This window comes from Caproiciproducens sp. NJN-50 (assembly GCF_004103755.1).
In the GTDB taxonomy this organism is placed as follows: domain Bacteria; phylum Bacillota; class Clostridia; order Oscillospirales; family Acutalibacteraceae; genus Caproicibacter.
This window is the reverse complement of the sequence record NZ_CP035283.1, coordinates 2,879,879-2,893,827: the sequence shown is the minus strand read 5'-3', so window position 1 is coordinate 2,893,827 and position 13,949 is coordinate 2,879,879. Positions and strand designations below refer to the sequence as shown.

General features: G+C 52.8%; 15 protein-coding genes. 12 read left to right on the top strand and 3 right to left on the bottom strand.

The features are described 5' to 3' along the window. Positions 1–4: 4 nt before the first annotated feature. The 10 genes from EQM14_RS14025 (at position 5) to EQM14_RS16440 (ending at position 10,177) form a co-directional block, all read left to right on the top strand. On the top strand, positions 5–697 hold the full coding sequence (locus EQM14_RS14025; RefSeq protein ID WP_128743802.1) for a DNA alkylation repair protein: 693 nt from the start codon (positions 5–7) through the stop codon (positions 695–697). A gap of 473 nt (positions 698–1,170) precedes the next feature. Next, positions 1,171–1,965: a DeoR/GlpR family DNA-binding transcription regulator gene (locus EQM14_RS14020; RefSeq protein WP_128743801.1), complete on the top strand. Its 795-nt coding sequence runs from the start codon at positions 1,171–1,173 to the stop codon at positions 1,963–1,965. Positions 1,966–1,979: 14 nt separating this feature from the next. Then, positions 1,980–2,918 (top strand): 1-phosphofructokinase, encoded by a 939-nt coding sequence (gene pfkB, locus EQM14_RS14015; RefSeq protein ID WP_128743800.1) that lies wholly within the window; start codon positions 1,980–1,982, stop codon positions 2,916–2,918. A gap of 38 nt (positions 2,919–2,956) precedes the next feature. Beyond that, positions 2,957–4,348, top strand: coding sequence for a PTS fructose transporter subunit IIC (locus EQM14_RS14010; protein ID WP_128743799.1), 1,392 nt, complete (start codon positions 2,957–2,959; stop codon positions 4,346–4,348). Between the two features lie 82 nt (positions 4,349–4,430). Continuing rightward, positions 4,431–4,889, top strand: coding sequence for a PTS sugar transporter subunit IIA (locus tag EQM14_RS14005; RefSeq protein ID WP_128743798.1), 459 nt, complete (start codon positions 4,431–4,433; stop codon positions 4,887–4,889). Between the two features lie 35 nt (positions 4,890–4,924). Continuing rightward, positions 4,925–5,191, top strand: coding sequence for an HPr family phosphocarrier protein (locus tag EQM14_RS14000; RefSeq protein WP_128743797.1), 267 nt, complete (start codon positions 4,925–4,927; stop codon positions 5,189–5,191). A 49-nt stretch (positions 5,192–5,240) separates the two neighbouring features. After that, positions 5,241–6,980, top strand: a complete 1,740-nt coding sequence (gene ptsP, locus EQM14_RS13995; RefSeq protein WP_164919096.1) for a phosphoenolpyruvate--protein phosphotransferase — start codon at positions 5,241–5,243, stop codon at positions 6,978–6,980. A 398-nt stretch (positions 6,981–7,378) separates the two neighbouring features. After that, on the top strand, positions 7,379–8,941 hold the full coding sequence (locus EQM14_RS13990; RefSeq protein ID WP_128743795.1) for a histidine kinase N-terminal 7TM domain-containing diguanylate cyclase: 1,563 nt from the start codon (positions 7,379–7,381) through the stop codon (positions 8,939–8,941). A 21-nt stretch (positions 8,942–8,962) separates the two neighbouring features. Further along, complete coding sequence (locus EQM14_RS13985; RefSeq protein ID WP_128743794.1) at positions 8,963–9,487, top strand: transcription repressor NadR; 525 nt, start codon at positions 8,963–8,965, stop codon at positions 9,485–9,487. Between the two features lie 114 nt (positions 9,488–9,601). Further along, the gene (locus tag EQM14_RS16440) at positions 9,602–10,177 is read left to right on the top strand and encodes a hypothetical protein (protein WP_164919095.1); all 576 of its coding nucleotides are present in this window, start codon (positions 9,602–9,604) and stop codon (positions 10,175–10,177) included. Between the two features lie 62 nt (positions 10,178–10,239). On the opposite strand, the gene EQM14_RS16435 is transcribed toward EQM14_RS16440, so the two are convergent. Then, complete coding sequence (locus tag EQM14_RS16435) at positions 10,240–10,404, bottom strand: hypothetical protein (RefSeq protein ID WP_164919094.1); 165 nt, start codon at positions 10,402–10,404, stop codon at positions 10,240–10,242. Positions 10,405–10,495: 91 nt separating this feature from the next. Between EQM14_RS16435 and EQM14_RS13970 the strand changes: the two genes are divergently transcribed. Continuing rightward, positions 10,496–10,708 (top strand): helix-turn-helix domain-containing protein, encoded by a 213-nt coding sequence (locus EQM14_RS13970; RefSeq protein ID WP_205703171.1) that lies wholly within the window; start codon positions 10,496–10,498, stop codon positions 10,706–10,708. 95 nt (positions 10,709–10,803) lie between these two features. Here EQM14_RS13970 and EQM14_RS13965 read toward each other — a convergent pair whose 3' ends face one another. Next, the gene (locus tag EQM14_RS13965; protein ID WP_128743791.1) at positions 10,804–11,676 is read right to left on the bottom strand and encodes a DegV family protein; all 873 of its coding nucleotides are present in this window, start codon (positions 11,674–11,676) and stop codon (positions 10,804–10,806) included. Between the two features lie 192 nt (positions 11,677–11,868). On the opposite strand from EQM14_RS13965, the gene EQM14_RS13960 reads away from it, so the two are divergent. After that, entirely contained in the window at positions 11,869–13,479 is a 1,611-nt protein-coding gene (locus tag EQM14_RS13960) for a peptide chain release factor 3 (RefSeq protein ID WP_128743790.1), read from the top strand. Between the two features lie 86 nt (positions 13,480–13,565). On the opposite strand, the gene EQM14_RS13955 is transcribed toward EQM14_RS13960, so the two are convergent. Continuing rightward, the gene (locus tag EQM14_RS13955; protein ID WP_128743789.1) at positions 13,566–13,778 is read right to left on the bottom strand and encodes a hypothetical protein; all 213 of its coding nucleotides are present in this window, start codon (positions 13,776–13,778) and stop codon (positions 13,566–13,568) included. Positions 13,779–13,949 lie beyond the last annotated feature (171 nt).

The following is a 13,949-nucleotide window of genomic DNA, read 5'->3' as shown; positions in this document are numbered from 1 at the left end:
GGTTATGCATGATGTGAAAACGGGCGTCCAGTCCCGGCTGTTTGCCCTGCAAGACCTGAAATACAAGAATTTTCAATGCAAGCTGATGCCCACGGTGGCACCGGAGCGGGTAATTGGTGTGCGCACGCCGGAACTGCGGAAACTGGCGAAGGAATTGTTCAAAGAGCCGGAAACGGCGGAGTTTTTAAAAATGCTTCCCCATCAATATTATGATGAAAACAACCTCCACGGCTTTCTGGTGGAGCAGATCGGGGACTACAGTGCAGCGGTGGCGGCAATCGACGACTTTCTGCCCTACGTTGACAACTGGGCCACCTGCGATTTGATGAACCCCAGGGTGTTCAAAAAACACCGGCGGGAGCTTTTGCGGGAGATCCGGAGATGGATGGCTTCCGACCGTACTTACACCATCCGCTTTGGCATCGGGATGCTGATGACGCACTTTTTGGACGAGAATTTTGCACCTGAGCATCCCGCCTGGGCAGCGAGCATCCGTTCAGAGGAATACTATGTCAATATGATGATCGCCTGGTACTTTGCCACGGCGCTGGCCAAGCAGTGGGATGCGGCGATTCCTTATATCCGGCAGAATCGGCTGGAAAAATGGGTTCATAACAAGGCAATTCAAAAGGCCGTTGAGAGCTACCGCATTACAGACGAGCAGAAAGCCTGTCTTCGCACCCTGCGGGTGAAGTGAGATTTTGACAGATATGGGATGGATATGCCATGTCATGTTGCCGGCGGAGGACTCGCCCACCAAACCTCCTGATTTGTAGCCGGACAAGAATTTAACATTCAAACCGTTTTCAAGGCAATTACGATACTTTCGCGGTCATTTTACCGAATTAATATAATTTAGTACGGGAAAAGTATTTTACGACTGGACATGAAAGCAAATTAGGGGAGCCATCTTCTTCTCTTCTGTGACTGAATATGATCGATATAATCGTTTGTGACTGTTTTGCATATGCTCTAATCACCTCAGATTCCAATCGAATTATACATTTTGTTATCAAATTATACCAATTTGCTAAAGCTGTATGATATATAACTGAATTTGAGTTTACTATTGACAATATAGAACTACTGTGATAATATAATTAACGTCACAAACAATCATATATGGTCATGCACAGTCATGACAAACTGAAATGAGAGTGAAGGACTTTGATGTTCGAAGAAGAAAGGCTGCAAAAAATTGCTGGTTATGTGCAAAATAAGTCCAGAGCTTCCGTGCAGGAGCTCTGTGTTTTGTTTCAGGTATCGGATTCAACAATCCGCCGTGACCTGACCGAATTGGAAAACCGGAATCTGCTGAAGCGGACGCATGGCGGTGCGGTTTATCTGCAATCCGTGGGATTTGAACCGACTTACAGCGAAAAAGAAGACCAATTTCGAAATGAAAAAGCCCTGATCGCGCAAAGGGCGGCGGAACTTATCAAAGACGGAGATTCCCTGATGATAGATTCCGGAACCACCACCCTGTATCTGGCTTCTGAGCTCTCCCGCTTCAAGGATCTGACAGTTGTGACAAATTCCATCCTATTGCTTCAAAAACTTTCATCCATCAAGGATATCAACATTATGTCGACCGGTGGGATTCTCAGGACGAATACCATGGCTTTGGCGGGACCGCTGGCGGAAGAGTCACTGAACCGGATCCGGGTGGATAAGGCGTTTATCGCAACGAACGGGATCGACATGAATGTGGGTCTGACCACACCTAACGTGGTAGAGGCATCCATTAAGCAAAAAATGATGAGCGTCGCCGATCAGGTCTATATTCTGGCAGACCATACGAAGATCGGGCATATTTCTTTTGCAAAGTTCGGAAGTGTCTCGGAGATCGATGCCTGTATTACGGGAAATGCCATCTCGGAAAATCAGAAAATCGAATTTGAAAAGAATAATGTCAGATTATATCTTGTGGACGTCAACGGATCAGGGGGTAAATCTGCCAATTGAGGGGTGAATGCTGAATGAAGCAAAACATTTTGACGGTTGCTATGAATCCTTCCATTGATAAAACGATTACCATTGAAAAACTGAATCCCTTCGGACTGAATCGGGTCCTTGATTCCCGTGCGGATCCCGGGGGAAAAGGCATAAATGTTGCGAAGGCGCTGAAAAATTTCGGCGTCAACGTTACGGTGACAGGGCTGATTGCCGGAGACCAGGGAAAGCTCTTGCTCAACGCGTTGAAAAAAGACGCAATTTCCGCCGATTTTCTTGAAATTTCAGGAGAAACACGCACCAACCTGAAAATTTTCGATTCCAGTGTAAAAAAGACGACGGAAATCAACGAAACGGGCTTTTTCGTGTCGGAGAAAGTGCTGTCCTGTTTCCAACAGAAATTTGCCGCGTTTTTAGAGAATACAGGAATTGTTGTTCTGAGCGGGAGCCTCCCGCCCGGCGTACCGGCTGATTTTTATTCCGGCTGTATTTCAGCTGCAAAAGCAGCGGGAGTGAAAACCCTGCTGGATGCGGACGGGTTGGCTTTAAAGGAGGGAATCGAAGCAATTCCCTACGCTGTGAAGCCGAACCTTCATGAACTTGAAATGCTTCAGGGCCGTAAATTCAATTTCAAGGAAGAAGTCGCCGAGGCAGCGGCAAATTTGATTCGGACAGGAATTGAAATTGTGATAGTTTCCATGGGGGCCGACGGCGCCGTCGTCGCGAACCGGGAAGAAACCTTTAAGGTGGATTCCTGGAACATCTGCGTGAAAAGCGCCACCGGTTCCGGGGATTCCATGGTCGCGGCCCTCGCATACTCGATTCTGAATCGCAGTTCACTGTACGACATTGCAAAAATAACTACAGCTGCCGGAAGCATCACTGCCTCCAAAGAAGGGACGCAGATTTGTACCCGGGATGAAGTCCTTCAGTCTCTTGAAAAAGTAACTGTTACTTCAATTTAGCGCTTTCTGATATATTATTTATAAAGGGAGGATTTTTTATGAAAAAGCTTTTGGGGGTAACAGCTTGTCCAACCGGAATAGCGCATACATATATGGCGGCTGAGTCGCTTCAAAAGACGGCGAAGGAAAAGGGTGTTCCAATCAAGGTTGAGACGCGGGGAGCTGTCGGAGTGGAAAACGAGCTGACCCCGGCGGAAATTGCCGAGGCACATGCAATTATCGTGGCCGCCGACATGGATGCCGACGAGGGAAGGTTCAAAGGAAAGCCCGTTGTAAGAGTGGGAGCGGGCGCGGCAATCAAAGATCCAAATGCCCTGATCGAAAGGGCTCTTGCCATGGATGCGAAATCCGTAGAAACGGGATCGGAGACTGCAAACTATGTAGAAAATGTACAGAAAATCAAGGCGGAAAGGTCCGCCCAAAGGACAGGTCCATACAAGCACTTGATGTCCGGCGTTTCCTTCATGATTCCGATTGTCGTTGCTGGCGGCCTGCTGATCGCATGTTCTTTCATGTTCGGGATTTATGCGTTTAAGCAAACCGGAACGCTGGCATGGGGGCTGAAAACGATCGGCGATTCGGCAATGGGGCTGATGGTGACGGTTCTTTCCGGCTATATTGCGTTCTCCATCGCGGACCGTCCCGGCCTGGCCCCCGGATTAATCGGCGGCGCTCTTTCCTCGACTCTGGGCGCGGGTTTTTTAGGCGGCATTTTTGCGGGATTTATCGCAGGTTATATTTCAAAACTCCTGAGAGACAAACTGCGTCTTCCCAAAAGCCTTGAAAGCCTCAAACCGATCCTGATCATTCCCTTTATTTCAACGCTGGTGGTTGGCTTGCTGATGGTCTTTGTCATCGGGACTCCGTTCACTATGCTGATGAACGCACTGGTTGCATGGCTGAAGGACATGGGTACGGCCAACGCAATTCTGCTGGGTGTGATCATGGGGGCCATGATGGCTACCGATATGGGAGGCCCGATCAACAAAGCGGCTTATACTGTCGGGACCGCTTTGATTGCAAGCAGCGTCTATGCTCCGATGGCAGCCGTTATGGCTGCCGGCATGACCCCTCCTTTGGGTCTCGCAATCGCCACTTTTATTTCCAAAAGAAAGTTTAACAACGAAGAGAGAGAAGCCGGAAAGGCAGCCCTGGTTCTGGGCCTTTCATTTATTACGGAAGGTGCTATTCCGTTTGCGGCAGCGGACCCCCTCCGTGTCATTCCTTCCTGCATGATCGGGTCGGCAATCGCCGGCGGGCTTTCGGAAGCTTTCGGATGCCTGCTCCGTGCGCCCCACGGCGGATTGTTCGTTATGCTGATTCCGAACGCTGTGAGCAATGTCTTCCTGTATCTGCTGGCCATCGCGATCGGCGCGGTTGTAACTGCATTGCTTGTTTTGGTATTGAAGAAAGATAAAGTAACCGGGTGACAAAGTCATAAATACGGCTCCGTATCGCTCTGATACGAGGCCGTATCATGGAATAAGCTGATGAGAACTGTGGAGGGCTTTTATGAATATCGCCGATATCATGGACAAAAATATCATTTTTTTAGATCTTGCCGCGGCTGATCGCGATGCGGCAGTGGAAGCGATGATCGACGGGATGTTCCGTGGAGGTTATATCTTAGACAGGGAAAAATATCTTTCCGCCGTTCGCGAACGCGAAAGCAAAGGAACCACCGGGATCGGATTCGGCGTTGCTATTCCGCACGGAAAATCGGATGGCGTAAGAAAGCCCTGCGTTGCCTTCGCAAAGCTGAAAAAGCCGGTGGACTGGAATTCTTTCGATGGCAAGAAAGTCAGCAATGTGTTTTTGATCGGAGTTCCGGAAAAAAATGCGGGCAATGATCATTTGAAAATCTTAATTGCCCTCTCTAAAAAACTCATGCATGAAGATTTCAGGGAAAGATTGGAGCAGGCTGTGACCGCGGACGATATCCTTTCTTTGATTGAATCGGTCGAGGCGTAACCAAGTTGAGCCAGGTGCGGAAAGGAATCGAAAATATGCTTACTAAGAACTTTGTTATGAACTGTGCGGAAGGGTTCCATTTGAGGCCCGCACAGGTGTTAATGGAAAAGGCAACCCCGTTTCAATCGCGTATTATGCTGGGAAAGCCGGGACAGGAAGAAGCGGACGCCAAGAGCATCTTGGGATTGATGAGTTTAGGCATTGAACAGGGTGAAATTGTTGAAGTCGTCGTAGAAGGGCGCGATGAAACGGAAGCCATGGCGGTGGTGGAAAAACTGTTTGAAACAAATTTCGGCGAGTGAGCAATTAAAATCGAACTGCAGTGACGGAAAAGTATATGGAGGAGAGTCCATGACGGAAAAGACTGTACGGGGCATCGGTGTTTCCGAAGGGATTCGGATCGGGAAAGTCCGGCTCCTTTCTCATAATAAGGGAACCGATCCAAATCCATTCCTCGATGAGACACAGATCGAGCCGGAGATCGAACGTCTGCGTAAAGCGGTTGAGCAGGCCGCTTTGGAACTGGACGGAATTATCCGCCGCTCCGCCGATTCCATTGGCAAGGACAAAATCGGCGTGCTGAAAGGGCAAAAAGGAATTCTTGCGGATCCCGCGTTTGCCCCCGGAATCATAAAGCTGATCCGTGAGAAGCGGTACTCTCCCGAAAAAGCGACTGGTGAAATCACAGAACGTTTTGCGGCTGTCTTTGAAGCTATGAAAAACGCCTATATGCGGGAACGCGCCGCTGATGTAAGAGATGCCGGCAACCGGCTTCTGGCGGTTTTATCCGGCGGAGACAGGCCGGATTTATCGGATATTCAGAATCCGATCATTTTGATTTCAAGAGATCTGTCTCCCTCCGATACCGTTCAGCTGAATAAAAATGTGATTTTGGCGTTTGCGACGGAAAAGGGCGGGGCGACGTCTCATACTTCTATTTTTGCGCGGTCGCTCGGGATTCCCGCCGTGGTGGGAATAGCGGGCTTAACGGACATGGTCGATGACGGGGACGAAGTGATCGTCGACGGAGAGCGGGGAACCTGTATTCTGTTTCCGAATGAAACTACCGTCGCAGCCTACAAGGCGAAGATGGAAGCCGAAATTGAAGAAAAAAAGATTTTAGAAAAATATAAGGACCAAAGCGCCGTAACAAAGGACGGCTATCGGCTGATAGTGGGCGCAAACATCGGGTCGGGGCTGGATGCGGACCTTTCCATCCGGCAGGGCAGTGAATCCGTGGGGCTTTTCCGGACAGAGGCTTTGTACTTTAACCGGGATAAACTTCCAAGCGAAGAAGACCAATTCCTGGAATATAAAAAAGTTGTCCAGGCCTATTCCAACAAAGAGGTTATGATCCGCACCCTTGACGCAGGAGGCGACAAACCGGTAAAATCCATCCCGATTCCCCGCGAGAGCAATCCGTTTCTGGGGTATCGGGCAATCCGGCTCTGCCTTGCCCGGAAAGACCTTTTTTCAGTACAGCTCAGAGCTGTTTTGAGAGCCAGCGCCTATGGAAAGCTGAAAATTATGTTTCCTATGATTTCGGGGCTGGAAGAGCTTCGGGCCGCGAAGGACTGCCTTGAGAATGCGAAGGCGCAGTTGAAAGCCGAACAGATCGCTTTTGATGAATCGATAAAGACCGGCATCATGATTGAAGTGCCATCCGCAGCGATTATGGCCGATGTGCTGGCTAAAGAAGCCGATTTCTTCAGCATTGGAACGAACGATCTGATTCAATACACGCTTGCCGCCGACAGAGGCAACGAAAAGGTGTCTTATTTATACGATTATTGTAATCCTGCCGTTCTGTTGCTGATAAAGCGTGTCAGCGACGCGGCCCATGCAAACGGAATCCCCGTTGGAATCTGCGGAAATATGGGTGCGGAAACTGCCGCCGTTTCACTTCATATCGGCTTGGGCATCGACGAGATCAGCATGCCGGCGGGAATGATTCCAAAAATAAAGTATTTGATTCATAGGCAAAGTAAGGAAGCATGCAGCGCTCTGGTTCAAAGTGCCCTGAGTTGCAGATCGGCTCAGGAGGTCCACTGTCTGCTCAACGAGTTCAACCGTCAGAATGGCATCTGTTAATCCGCTTACTCCATAAAGCGGATTCGGGAAACCGACCGGAAACTTGAAAGGGAAACCTTTGTCTCACCGGCACTGGCGGAATATCTAAAGAAACAGGGCTGTGAACAGGTTGAAAACGTTGTTCTAAGTTTACAAAACATTCCGTTGATGTTATAATCATGATAAATTTAATGGGCAAAGGCAGATTATCATGATTCTTCGTTTCCATTAAGCAAAATGGGCTTTTGATATGGATTCCTTTGTAAACGTTTGGGATGATAATCGTTAATGTCCGGGAGTAATTGTGCCTCTCGGATATTTTTTTGTCCTGACTGCAATGTCCCGGCGCCATCGCGCCCAACCTCGGACCGGAGAGGCGGCGGTGCCGGTCGCAGGTAAGGCGGAATGAGGAATTTTCCATGATTCTTGTCGACGTCGTCAGCTTGTATTTTTTTTTCATGGTTGTAGCGGCGGTCTATTCCAGTGCCCATATCACATCTTTGAATGACTCGGATTATGCGCGTACGGCCGTACTCTTATGTTTTGCGGTTTGTTTCTATATTGTCGGATATGCGATGGAACTGAACTCTGACAGCATTCGTCAGATCCTGTTCTGGAACCGGGTGGAATATATCGGAATCCCGTTCGTTTCCGCGCTGTGGCTCACGGTCGGACTGATGTATACCGGATATTATACCCGCCATAAAAAAATATGGCTTGCGGCGATCTACATCGTTCCGCTTGTCACGCTGGTGCTGAGGTTCACCAACGATCACCACCATCTTTATTTTGCCTCCCTCAGTTTTGTCACCGAATCGGGCGCGCTGCGCATGATAAAGGAGCCCGGACCCTGGAACTATGTCCAGGCGGTTCACTCCATGATGATGATTCTGGTTACGCTGGGTCTGTTTCTGTACGACTCTTTTCAAACGGAGGAAAATGCGAAAGGGAAAATCAGCCTGATCACGGGTGCTTCTTTCTTCGCGGCTACCGGTTTGGTCCTTTCGTTTTTTAAACCATTGGGAATGTACCTCGATTATATGGCGCTGTGCCTCCCCGCCACCTGCGTCATGGTGATTCTGGCGATCCAGAAGTATGATTTCCTTGAAACCAAATCCATCGCAAGAAGCAGGGTGTTCGAATCCGGCAGAGACGCGATTCTGCTGATGAACCGGCAAAACAAAATCATCGATTACAACACAAGCGCAAAAAATTTATTTCAAAAATTGGATATCAGCCTTACGGACAAACAGATTCCCGCGCTGTTCCGGCGGCATCCGAAGCTCATGGAAGGTCTTTTGGACCCGGAAACCCGCATCGTCAGGATCAGATTCAACGGGGAAAAGCGATATTACGAAATCAGCACAAAGAATATTGACGGCCGCGGTGGAACGCAGGGGAGGATTAAAACCGTCCGCGATGTTACGGAGACCTACAAATTGAATGAAGACCTAAAGCGGCAGGCCATGACAGATGAACTCAGCGGGCTTGGCAACCGGCGGGCTTTTCTCCAGATCGGACAGAAGCGAATGCTGGAATCGGAGGAAAAGGGCGGCGCGGTCCACCTCCTGATGATGGATCTGGACTATTTCAAGAATGTGAATGACCAATTCGGCCATCCGATGGGAGACAGGGTCATTCAGGGCTTCGGCGAGATTCTGAAAGGGGCCTTTCCCCGCGGGAATCTGATCGCGCGGGTCGGGGGAGAGGAGTTCGCGGCCCTGCTGTCGGGCCTTGGCGACGACGAGGTTCGGAGCGATGCGGAAACGGTGCGGAAGAGCATGGAGAAGTACGATTTTTGTTATCGTCAGAAAAAATTCCATATCACGGTCAGTATCGGCATCGCTAGAAAGGATTTTCTTGGGCAGACTCTGGACAAGCTGATGCGCATGGCGGATCAGGCGCTTTACCAGTCAAAGGAACGCGGGCGCAACTGCGTCACTGTTTATGAGGGACCTGTGAACCTAAGCAATAAGGAATGAAAGAAAAAGGAGTGACCGGCGGTGAATCCATTGGAACGCAGAGAGAATATTCTGGAGCTGCTGAAAAGCGGCGACAAGCCCGTCAGCGCGGGAACTCTGGCGGAAAGACTGAAAGTGAGCCGGCAGGTGATCGTCGGGGATATCGCGCTCCTGCGCGCGGCAAACCAGCCGATCACCGCGACGCCGCGGGGCTATCTTCTGGAAAGCGCGGATACCAGGCCGGGGGAACTGGTCAGGACCATCGCCTGCCGGCATGACCGGGACGGGATCGCCCGCGAGCTGTACGCCGTGGTGGACAACGGCTGCGGAGTGCTGGACGTGATCGTGGAGCACGCCGTCTACGGCCAGATATCCGGGCGGCTGCAGGTCTTTTCCAGGTTTGACGCGGACGATTTCCTCCGCCGGCTGGAAAAGGGGCGGGCGCTGCCGCTGTGCGACCTCACGGGCGGCGTGCACCTTCACACCATCTCCTGCCCGAATGAGGAGGCGTACCGGCGCGTGCTGGAAAAGCTGAAGCAGGAAGCGATCCTGTTTGAGCGCGAGTAAAGCGGGACTTGACTTTTCGCCGCTCTTCTGGTAATATTGTCTTAACATGTGTAAAGACACGTATCAAGACTGACGATTCCCGCGGAGGGGATCGGATGAGGAGAGTGAGATTCCATGAACCGCAAAACTCAGACCCAATCGATTCAGACCATGACCATCGCGGCGTTGCTGTGCGCCGTCGGGATCGTCATCCCGATGACTTTCCCGAAGATATGGATCGGTCCGGCTTCGTTCACGCTGGCCAGCCATGTCCCGATCTTCCTGGCCATGTTCATCTCGCCGGGAGTCGCGGCGGCGGTCACGCTGGGCACGACGCTTGGCTTTTTCCTGTCCGGCCTGCCGCTGGTGATCACGTTGCGCGCGCTGAGCCACATCGTGTTTGCTCTGATCGGCGCGGTGATGCTCAGAAAGCATCCGGCCCAGATGACTTTTTCAGCGGGCAGTTTTCTGTTCGGCTTTTTCCTCAGTGTGATCCACGCCGCGTGCGAAGTGGCCGTCGTGACGCTTTTCTTCTTCGGTGGCCAGCTTTCCAGCGCGACCTACTCAAGCGGATACGTCACTTCCGTCCTGCTTCTGGTCGGCCTCGGCGGGCTGGTGCACAGCATGGTGGACTTCGGGATTTCCGTGGCGGCCTGGAAGCCGGTCAGCCGGGCCATCCGCATCCCGGTCAGCGCAAGGGCGAAAGGATAAAGCGCCGCTTCCGGCCGTACCGGGACAGGGCGTCCTCCAATTTTTTTGGAGGACGCCCTGTTTTATTGTCCCGCCTGCTTCTTGTTCCCTGTGTTCAGCATCAGCGGTTCGGAACCGGCGCTGTTGAGATACAGCTGCTCCGTGTCCCTCTGGGCCTGCCGCAGCTCCTCGATCACATCGGTCACCTCGTTGAACAATCTGACGTACATTTTTTGATAATCCGCCATTTCCATATCACCCCTATATCATTTTAGGACAAATAGTCCAATACGTCAATAGGACTTATAGTCCTAAGATATACTTTCCTTGGTGATGAAAATGAGATTAAGAATACGCGATATGCGGGAGGACCATGACCTGACCCAGAGGCAGGTGGCGGAGTATCTGATGTGCGATCAGTCCTTATACTCCAAATATGAGCGCGGGGAGAGGGAAATTCCGCTGAACGTTGTGATTCAGCTTGCGCAATATTATAAAACCAGTGTCGATTATCTCGTCGGCCTGACCGACAGCAGAAAACCGTACCGGTAATTTTTACGCTTTTCGGAACGATGAGGATGCCTGAAAACGCGCCCCGGTTCGGCTCAAGAAAGCCGTTCGGGGCGCGTTTTTATATGTTTTTCGGTCTATTTTCTCAGGAAAATGATTCCGAGCGTGCCGGGCCCGCAGTGGGTGCAGACCGTGCTGTTCGCGTCCGTTTCAATAATTTCCTCAAACGGGGCCAGCTTGCCGATCTGCCGGATGACGGTGTCCGCAAGGCGCGGCGGCAGGGAAGAGTGCGTGACGAACAGCCGCCGGTAGTCGATGTCGGACCGGCCGCGGAGGCGGTCCGACACATAGGCGGCAAGGCATTTTTCCAGGCTGCCGCGGTATTTTTTGCCGACGACCATCCCGCCGTCCCGCACCTCGATGCAGGGCTTGAGCGAGAGCAGGTTGGCGCCGAGCGCGGCGACGGCGGAGCAGCGGCCGCCCTTGTGCAGGTAGGTCAGCGTGTCGATCACGAAGCTGGTCTCCACTTTGGGGATCAGGTCCGTCACGGCGTGAACGATGCGGTCCGCGTCCAGCCCGGACGCGGCGAGCTCCGCCGCGCGGACGGCAAGCTGCCCGATTGCCGTGGAAAGGTTCGCGCTGTCGATCACGCGCACGTTTCCCAGCTCGTTCGCCGCGTTGACGGCGTTCTGGTAGCAGGCGGACATGGAGCTGCTGATGGTGAAGTGGATCACGCTTCTGCCCGCCAGCTTGTACGGAGTGAACCGGTCCAGGTAGTCCTTGACCGTGACGGCCGAGGTTTTCGGGAGCCTTCCGGTCTGCCTGACATACGCGTACAAATCCTCGGGAGAAATCTCGGTTTTGTCGCGGTAGGATTTTTCCCCGAGCGTAACATACAGGGGAATGAGGTCGATGTCGTATTTTTTTAAAACGGCGTCGGAAAGATCACAGGTGCTGTCCGCCGTGATTTTTACCTGACGGGATGGATTGATGCTGCTTGCTCCGTTCATATCTTTCCTCCAAAACTGCTTCAGGGATAGCTTTATTCTATCATGTTGCAATCGTGTTTTCAATGGCTTCAATCCGTCGAAAAAGGCGCGCGGCCGCAAAACGGCGGAGTAAAATATTTTGCTCTGCCATTTGATTATTTGCGCGGAAAGTCTTAAAATAAGAATACTATTGCACAGGCTGGAGGAAATCAATTGTCTGACTATCGAAGCGAGATCGGCAGAAGAAGGACTTTTGCCATCATATCCCACCCGGACGCGGGCAAAACGACTCTGACGGAAAAGCTGCTGCTGTACGGCGGGGCGATTGCGCTGGCCGGGTCCGTCAAGGGAAAAAAGGCACAGCGGCACGCGGTTTCCGACTGGATGGAAATCGAAAAACAAAGGGGAATTTCCGTGACCTCTTCCGCGATGCAGTTCCAGTACGGCGGGTGCTGCATCAATATCCTGGACACTCCGGGACACCAGGACTTTTCGGAGGACACCTACCGCACGCTGATGGCGGCGGATTCCGCCGTGATGGTGCTGGACGCCTCCAAGGGCGTCGAGCGGCAGACGCGCAAGCTGTTCAAGGTCTGCACCCTGCGGCACATCCCGATCATCACGTTTATCAACAAAATGGACCGCGACGCCCGCGACCCGTTCGACCTGATGGAGGAGATCGAGAACGTCCTCGGCATCCGGACCTGCCCGGTCAACTGGCCGATCGGCTCCGGGAAGGAATTCCAGGGCGTTTACGACCGGGAATCGAAAAAGATTCTGATCTTTCACGCGAACAGCGATTCCGTTTTTGAGTCCAAAGAGGTCCGGTCCACCGAAATCGCTCTGGACGACCCGCGGCTTGGGGACGGGATCGGAGCGGATTTTGCCGAAAAGCTGCGCGGCGACGTGGAGCTGCTGGACGGCGCGGGCGACGGCTTCGACCTGGAAGCCGTGCGGCAGGGAAAGCTCTCGCCGGTCTTCTTCGGTTCCGCTCTGACCAATTTCGGCGTGGAACCGTTTTTGAAGGAGTTCCTGCAAATGACCACCCCGCCGCTGCCGCGCCAGTCGGACGCCGGCGTGGTCGACCCGTTCGATCCGGATTTTTCGGCGTTCGTCTTCAAGATCCAGGCGAACATGAACAAGGCGCACCGCGACCGCATCGCCTTCATCCGCATCTGCTCCGGCCGGTTTGAAAAGGGCATGGAGGTCACCCACGTGCAGGGCGGGCGCAAGGTCAAGCTCGCGCAGCCGCAGCACCTGATGGCGCAGGACCGCGAGATCATCGAGGAAGCGTACGCGGGGGACATCATCGGCCTGTTCGATCCCGGCATCTTTTCGATCGGGGACACGCTCTGCGCGGCTGACAAGCCGTTCCGCTTCGAGGGAATCCCGACGTTCGCGCCGGAGCATTTCGCCCGCGTGCAGCAGGTGGACACCATGAAGCGGAAGCAGTTCGTCAAGGGGATGACCCAGATCGCGCAGGAAGGCGCGATCCAGATTTTTCACGAGCCGGATTCCGGCCTGGAGGAAGTCGTGGTCGGGGTGGTCGGCACCCTTCAGTTCGACGTGCTCCAGTACCGGCTGAAAAACGAATACAATGTGGAAATCCGCATGTCGCCGCTGCCGTATGAGGAAATCCGCTGGATCGAAAACACGGACCTGGACCTCAAGGCGCTCGACCTGACCAGCGACACGAAACGGGTGCAGGACGTGCGCGGCAGCAACCTGCTGCTGTTCTGCAACAGCTGGAGCATCCAGTGGGCGCTCGACCACAACAGGGGACTCACGCTTTCCGAGTTCGGCGGCACGGATTTTGAGCGGTAGGCCCGCCGCTCCCTGGGGCGCTCCCGAAGGGAGCGCCCTGTTTTTCTGTTTGCGGCTTTAGCGAAAAAATCGGGAGCGGAGCGCCATCAGGTAAGGCGCTCCGCTCCCTGTTTTGCCGGCAAAACGCTCCGCGCGCGCCGGGTACGGTAGGGGTTGAATTGCTTTTTCCACAGTTTTTTCTCACACACGTCTGTTTCGCCGGCGGGCGGCGTGTCGCCGCACCCTTCGGCCTGCCGGACAGAACGGTGAAAATTCGCGGTTTGGTTTGGCAGGACGGTTCCGGGAATCTCCCAGGCCATTCGGCCCGTTCGCGCCTGCGGCGGCCAATGCTCAGGGAAAGCTGTCCATCAGCTTTTTCCCCAACGCTTTGGAAACCGGGGTTTTGAAAGTGGCGTAATGTGCCGTCGGGAGATTCCTGCCTCCGTCCCACCTGTCTCAGCCGATTATTTCACTGTTTGCTGAACGGTGGG

Bases quoted from the DNA above. Each gene is read 5' to 3' on its own strand.
- EQM14_RS14025 (WP_128743802.1), top strand. From the start codon at position 5: ATGCATGATGTGAAAACGGGCGTCCAGTCCCGGCTGTTTGCCCTGCAA.
- EQM14_RS14020 (WP_128743801.1), top strand. From the start codon at position 1,171: ATGTTCGAAGAAGAAAGGCTGCAAAAAATTGCTGGTTATGTGCAAAAT.
- pfkB (WP_128743800.1), top strand. From the start codon at position 1,980: ATGAAGCAAAACATTTTGACGGTTGCTATGAATCCTTCCATTGATAAA.
- EQM14_RS14010 (WP_128743799.1), top strand. From the start codon at position 2,957: ATGAAAAAGCTTTTGGGGGTAACAGCTTGTCCAACCGGAATAGCGCAT.
- EQM14_RS14005 (WP_128743798.1), top strand. From the start codon at position 4,431: ATGAATATCGCCGATATCATGGACAAAAATATCATTTTTTTAGATCTT.
- EQM14_RS14000 (WP_128743797.1), top strand. From the start codon at position 4,925: ATGCTTACTAAGAACTTTGTTATGAACTGTGCGGAAGGGTTCCATTTG.
- ptsP (WP_164919096.1), top strand. From the start codon at position 5,241: ATGACGGAAAAGACTGTACGGGGCATCGGTGTTTCCGAAGGGATTCGG.
- EQM14_RS13990 (WP_128743795.1), top strand. From the start codon at position 7,379: ATGATTCTTGTCGACGTCGTCAGCTTGTATTTTTTTTTCATGGTTGTA.
- EQM14_RS16440 (WP_164919095.1), top strand. From the start codon at position 9,602: ATGAACCGCAAAACTCAGACCCAATCGATTCAGACCATGACCATCGCG.
- EQM14_RS16435 (WP_164919094.1), bottom strand. From the start codon at position 10,404: ATGGCGGATTATCAAAAAATGTACGTCAGATTGTTCAACGAGGTGACC.
- EQM14_RS13970 (WP_205703171.1), top strand. From the start codon at position 10,496: ATGAGATTAAGAATACGCGATATGCGGGAGGACCATGACCTGACCCAG.
- EQM14_RS13965 (WP_128743791.1), bottom strand. From the start codon at position 11,676: ATGAACGGAGCAAGCAGCATCAATCCATCCCGTCAGGTAAAAATCACG.
- EQM14_RS13955 (WP_128743789.1), bottom strand. From the start codon at position 13,778: ATGGCCTGGGAGATTCCCGGAACCGTCCTGCCAAACCAAACCGCGAAT.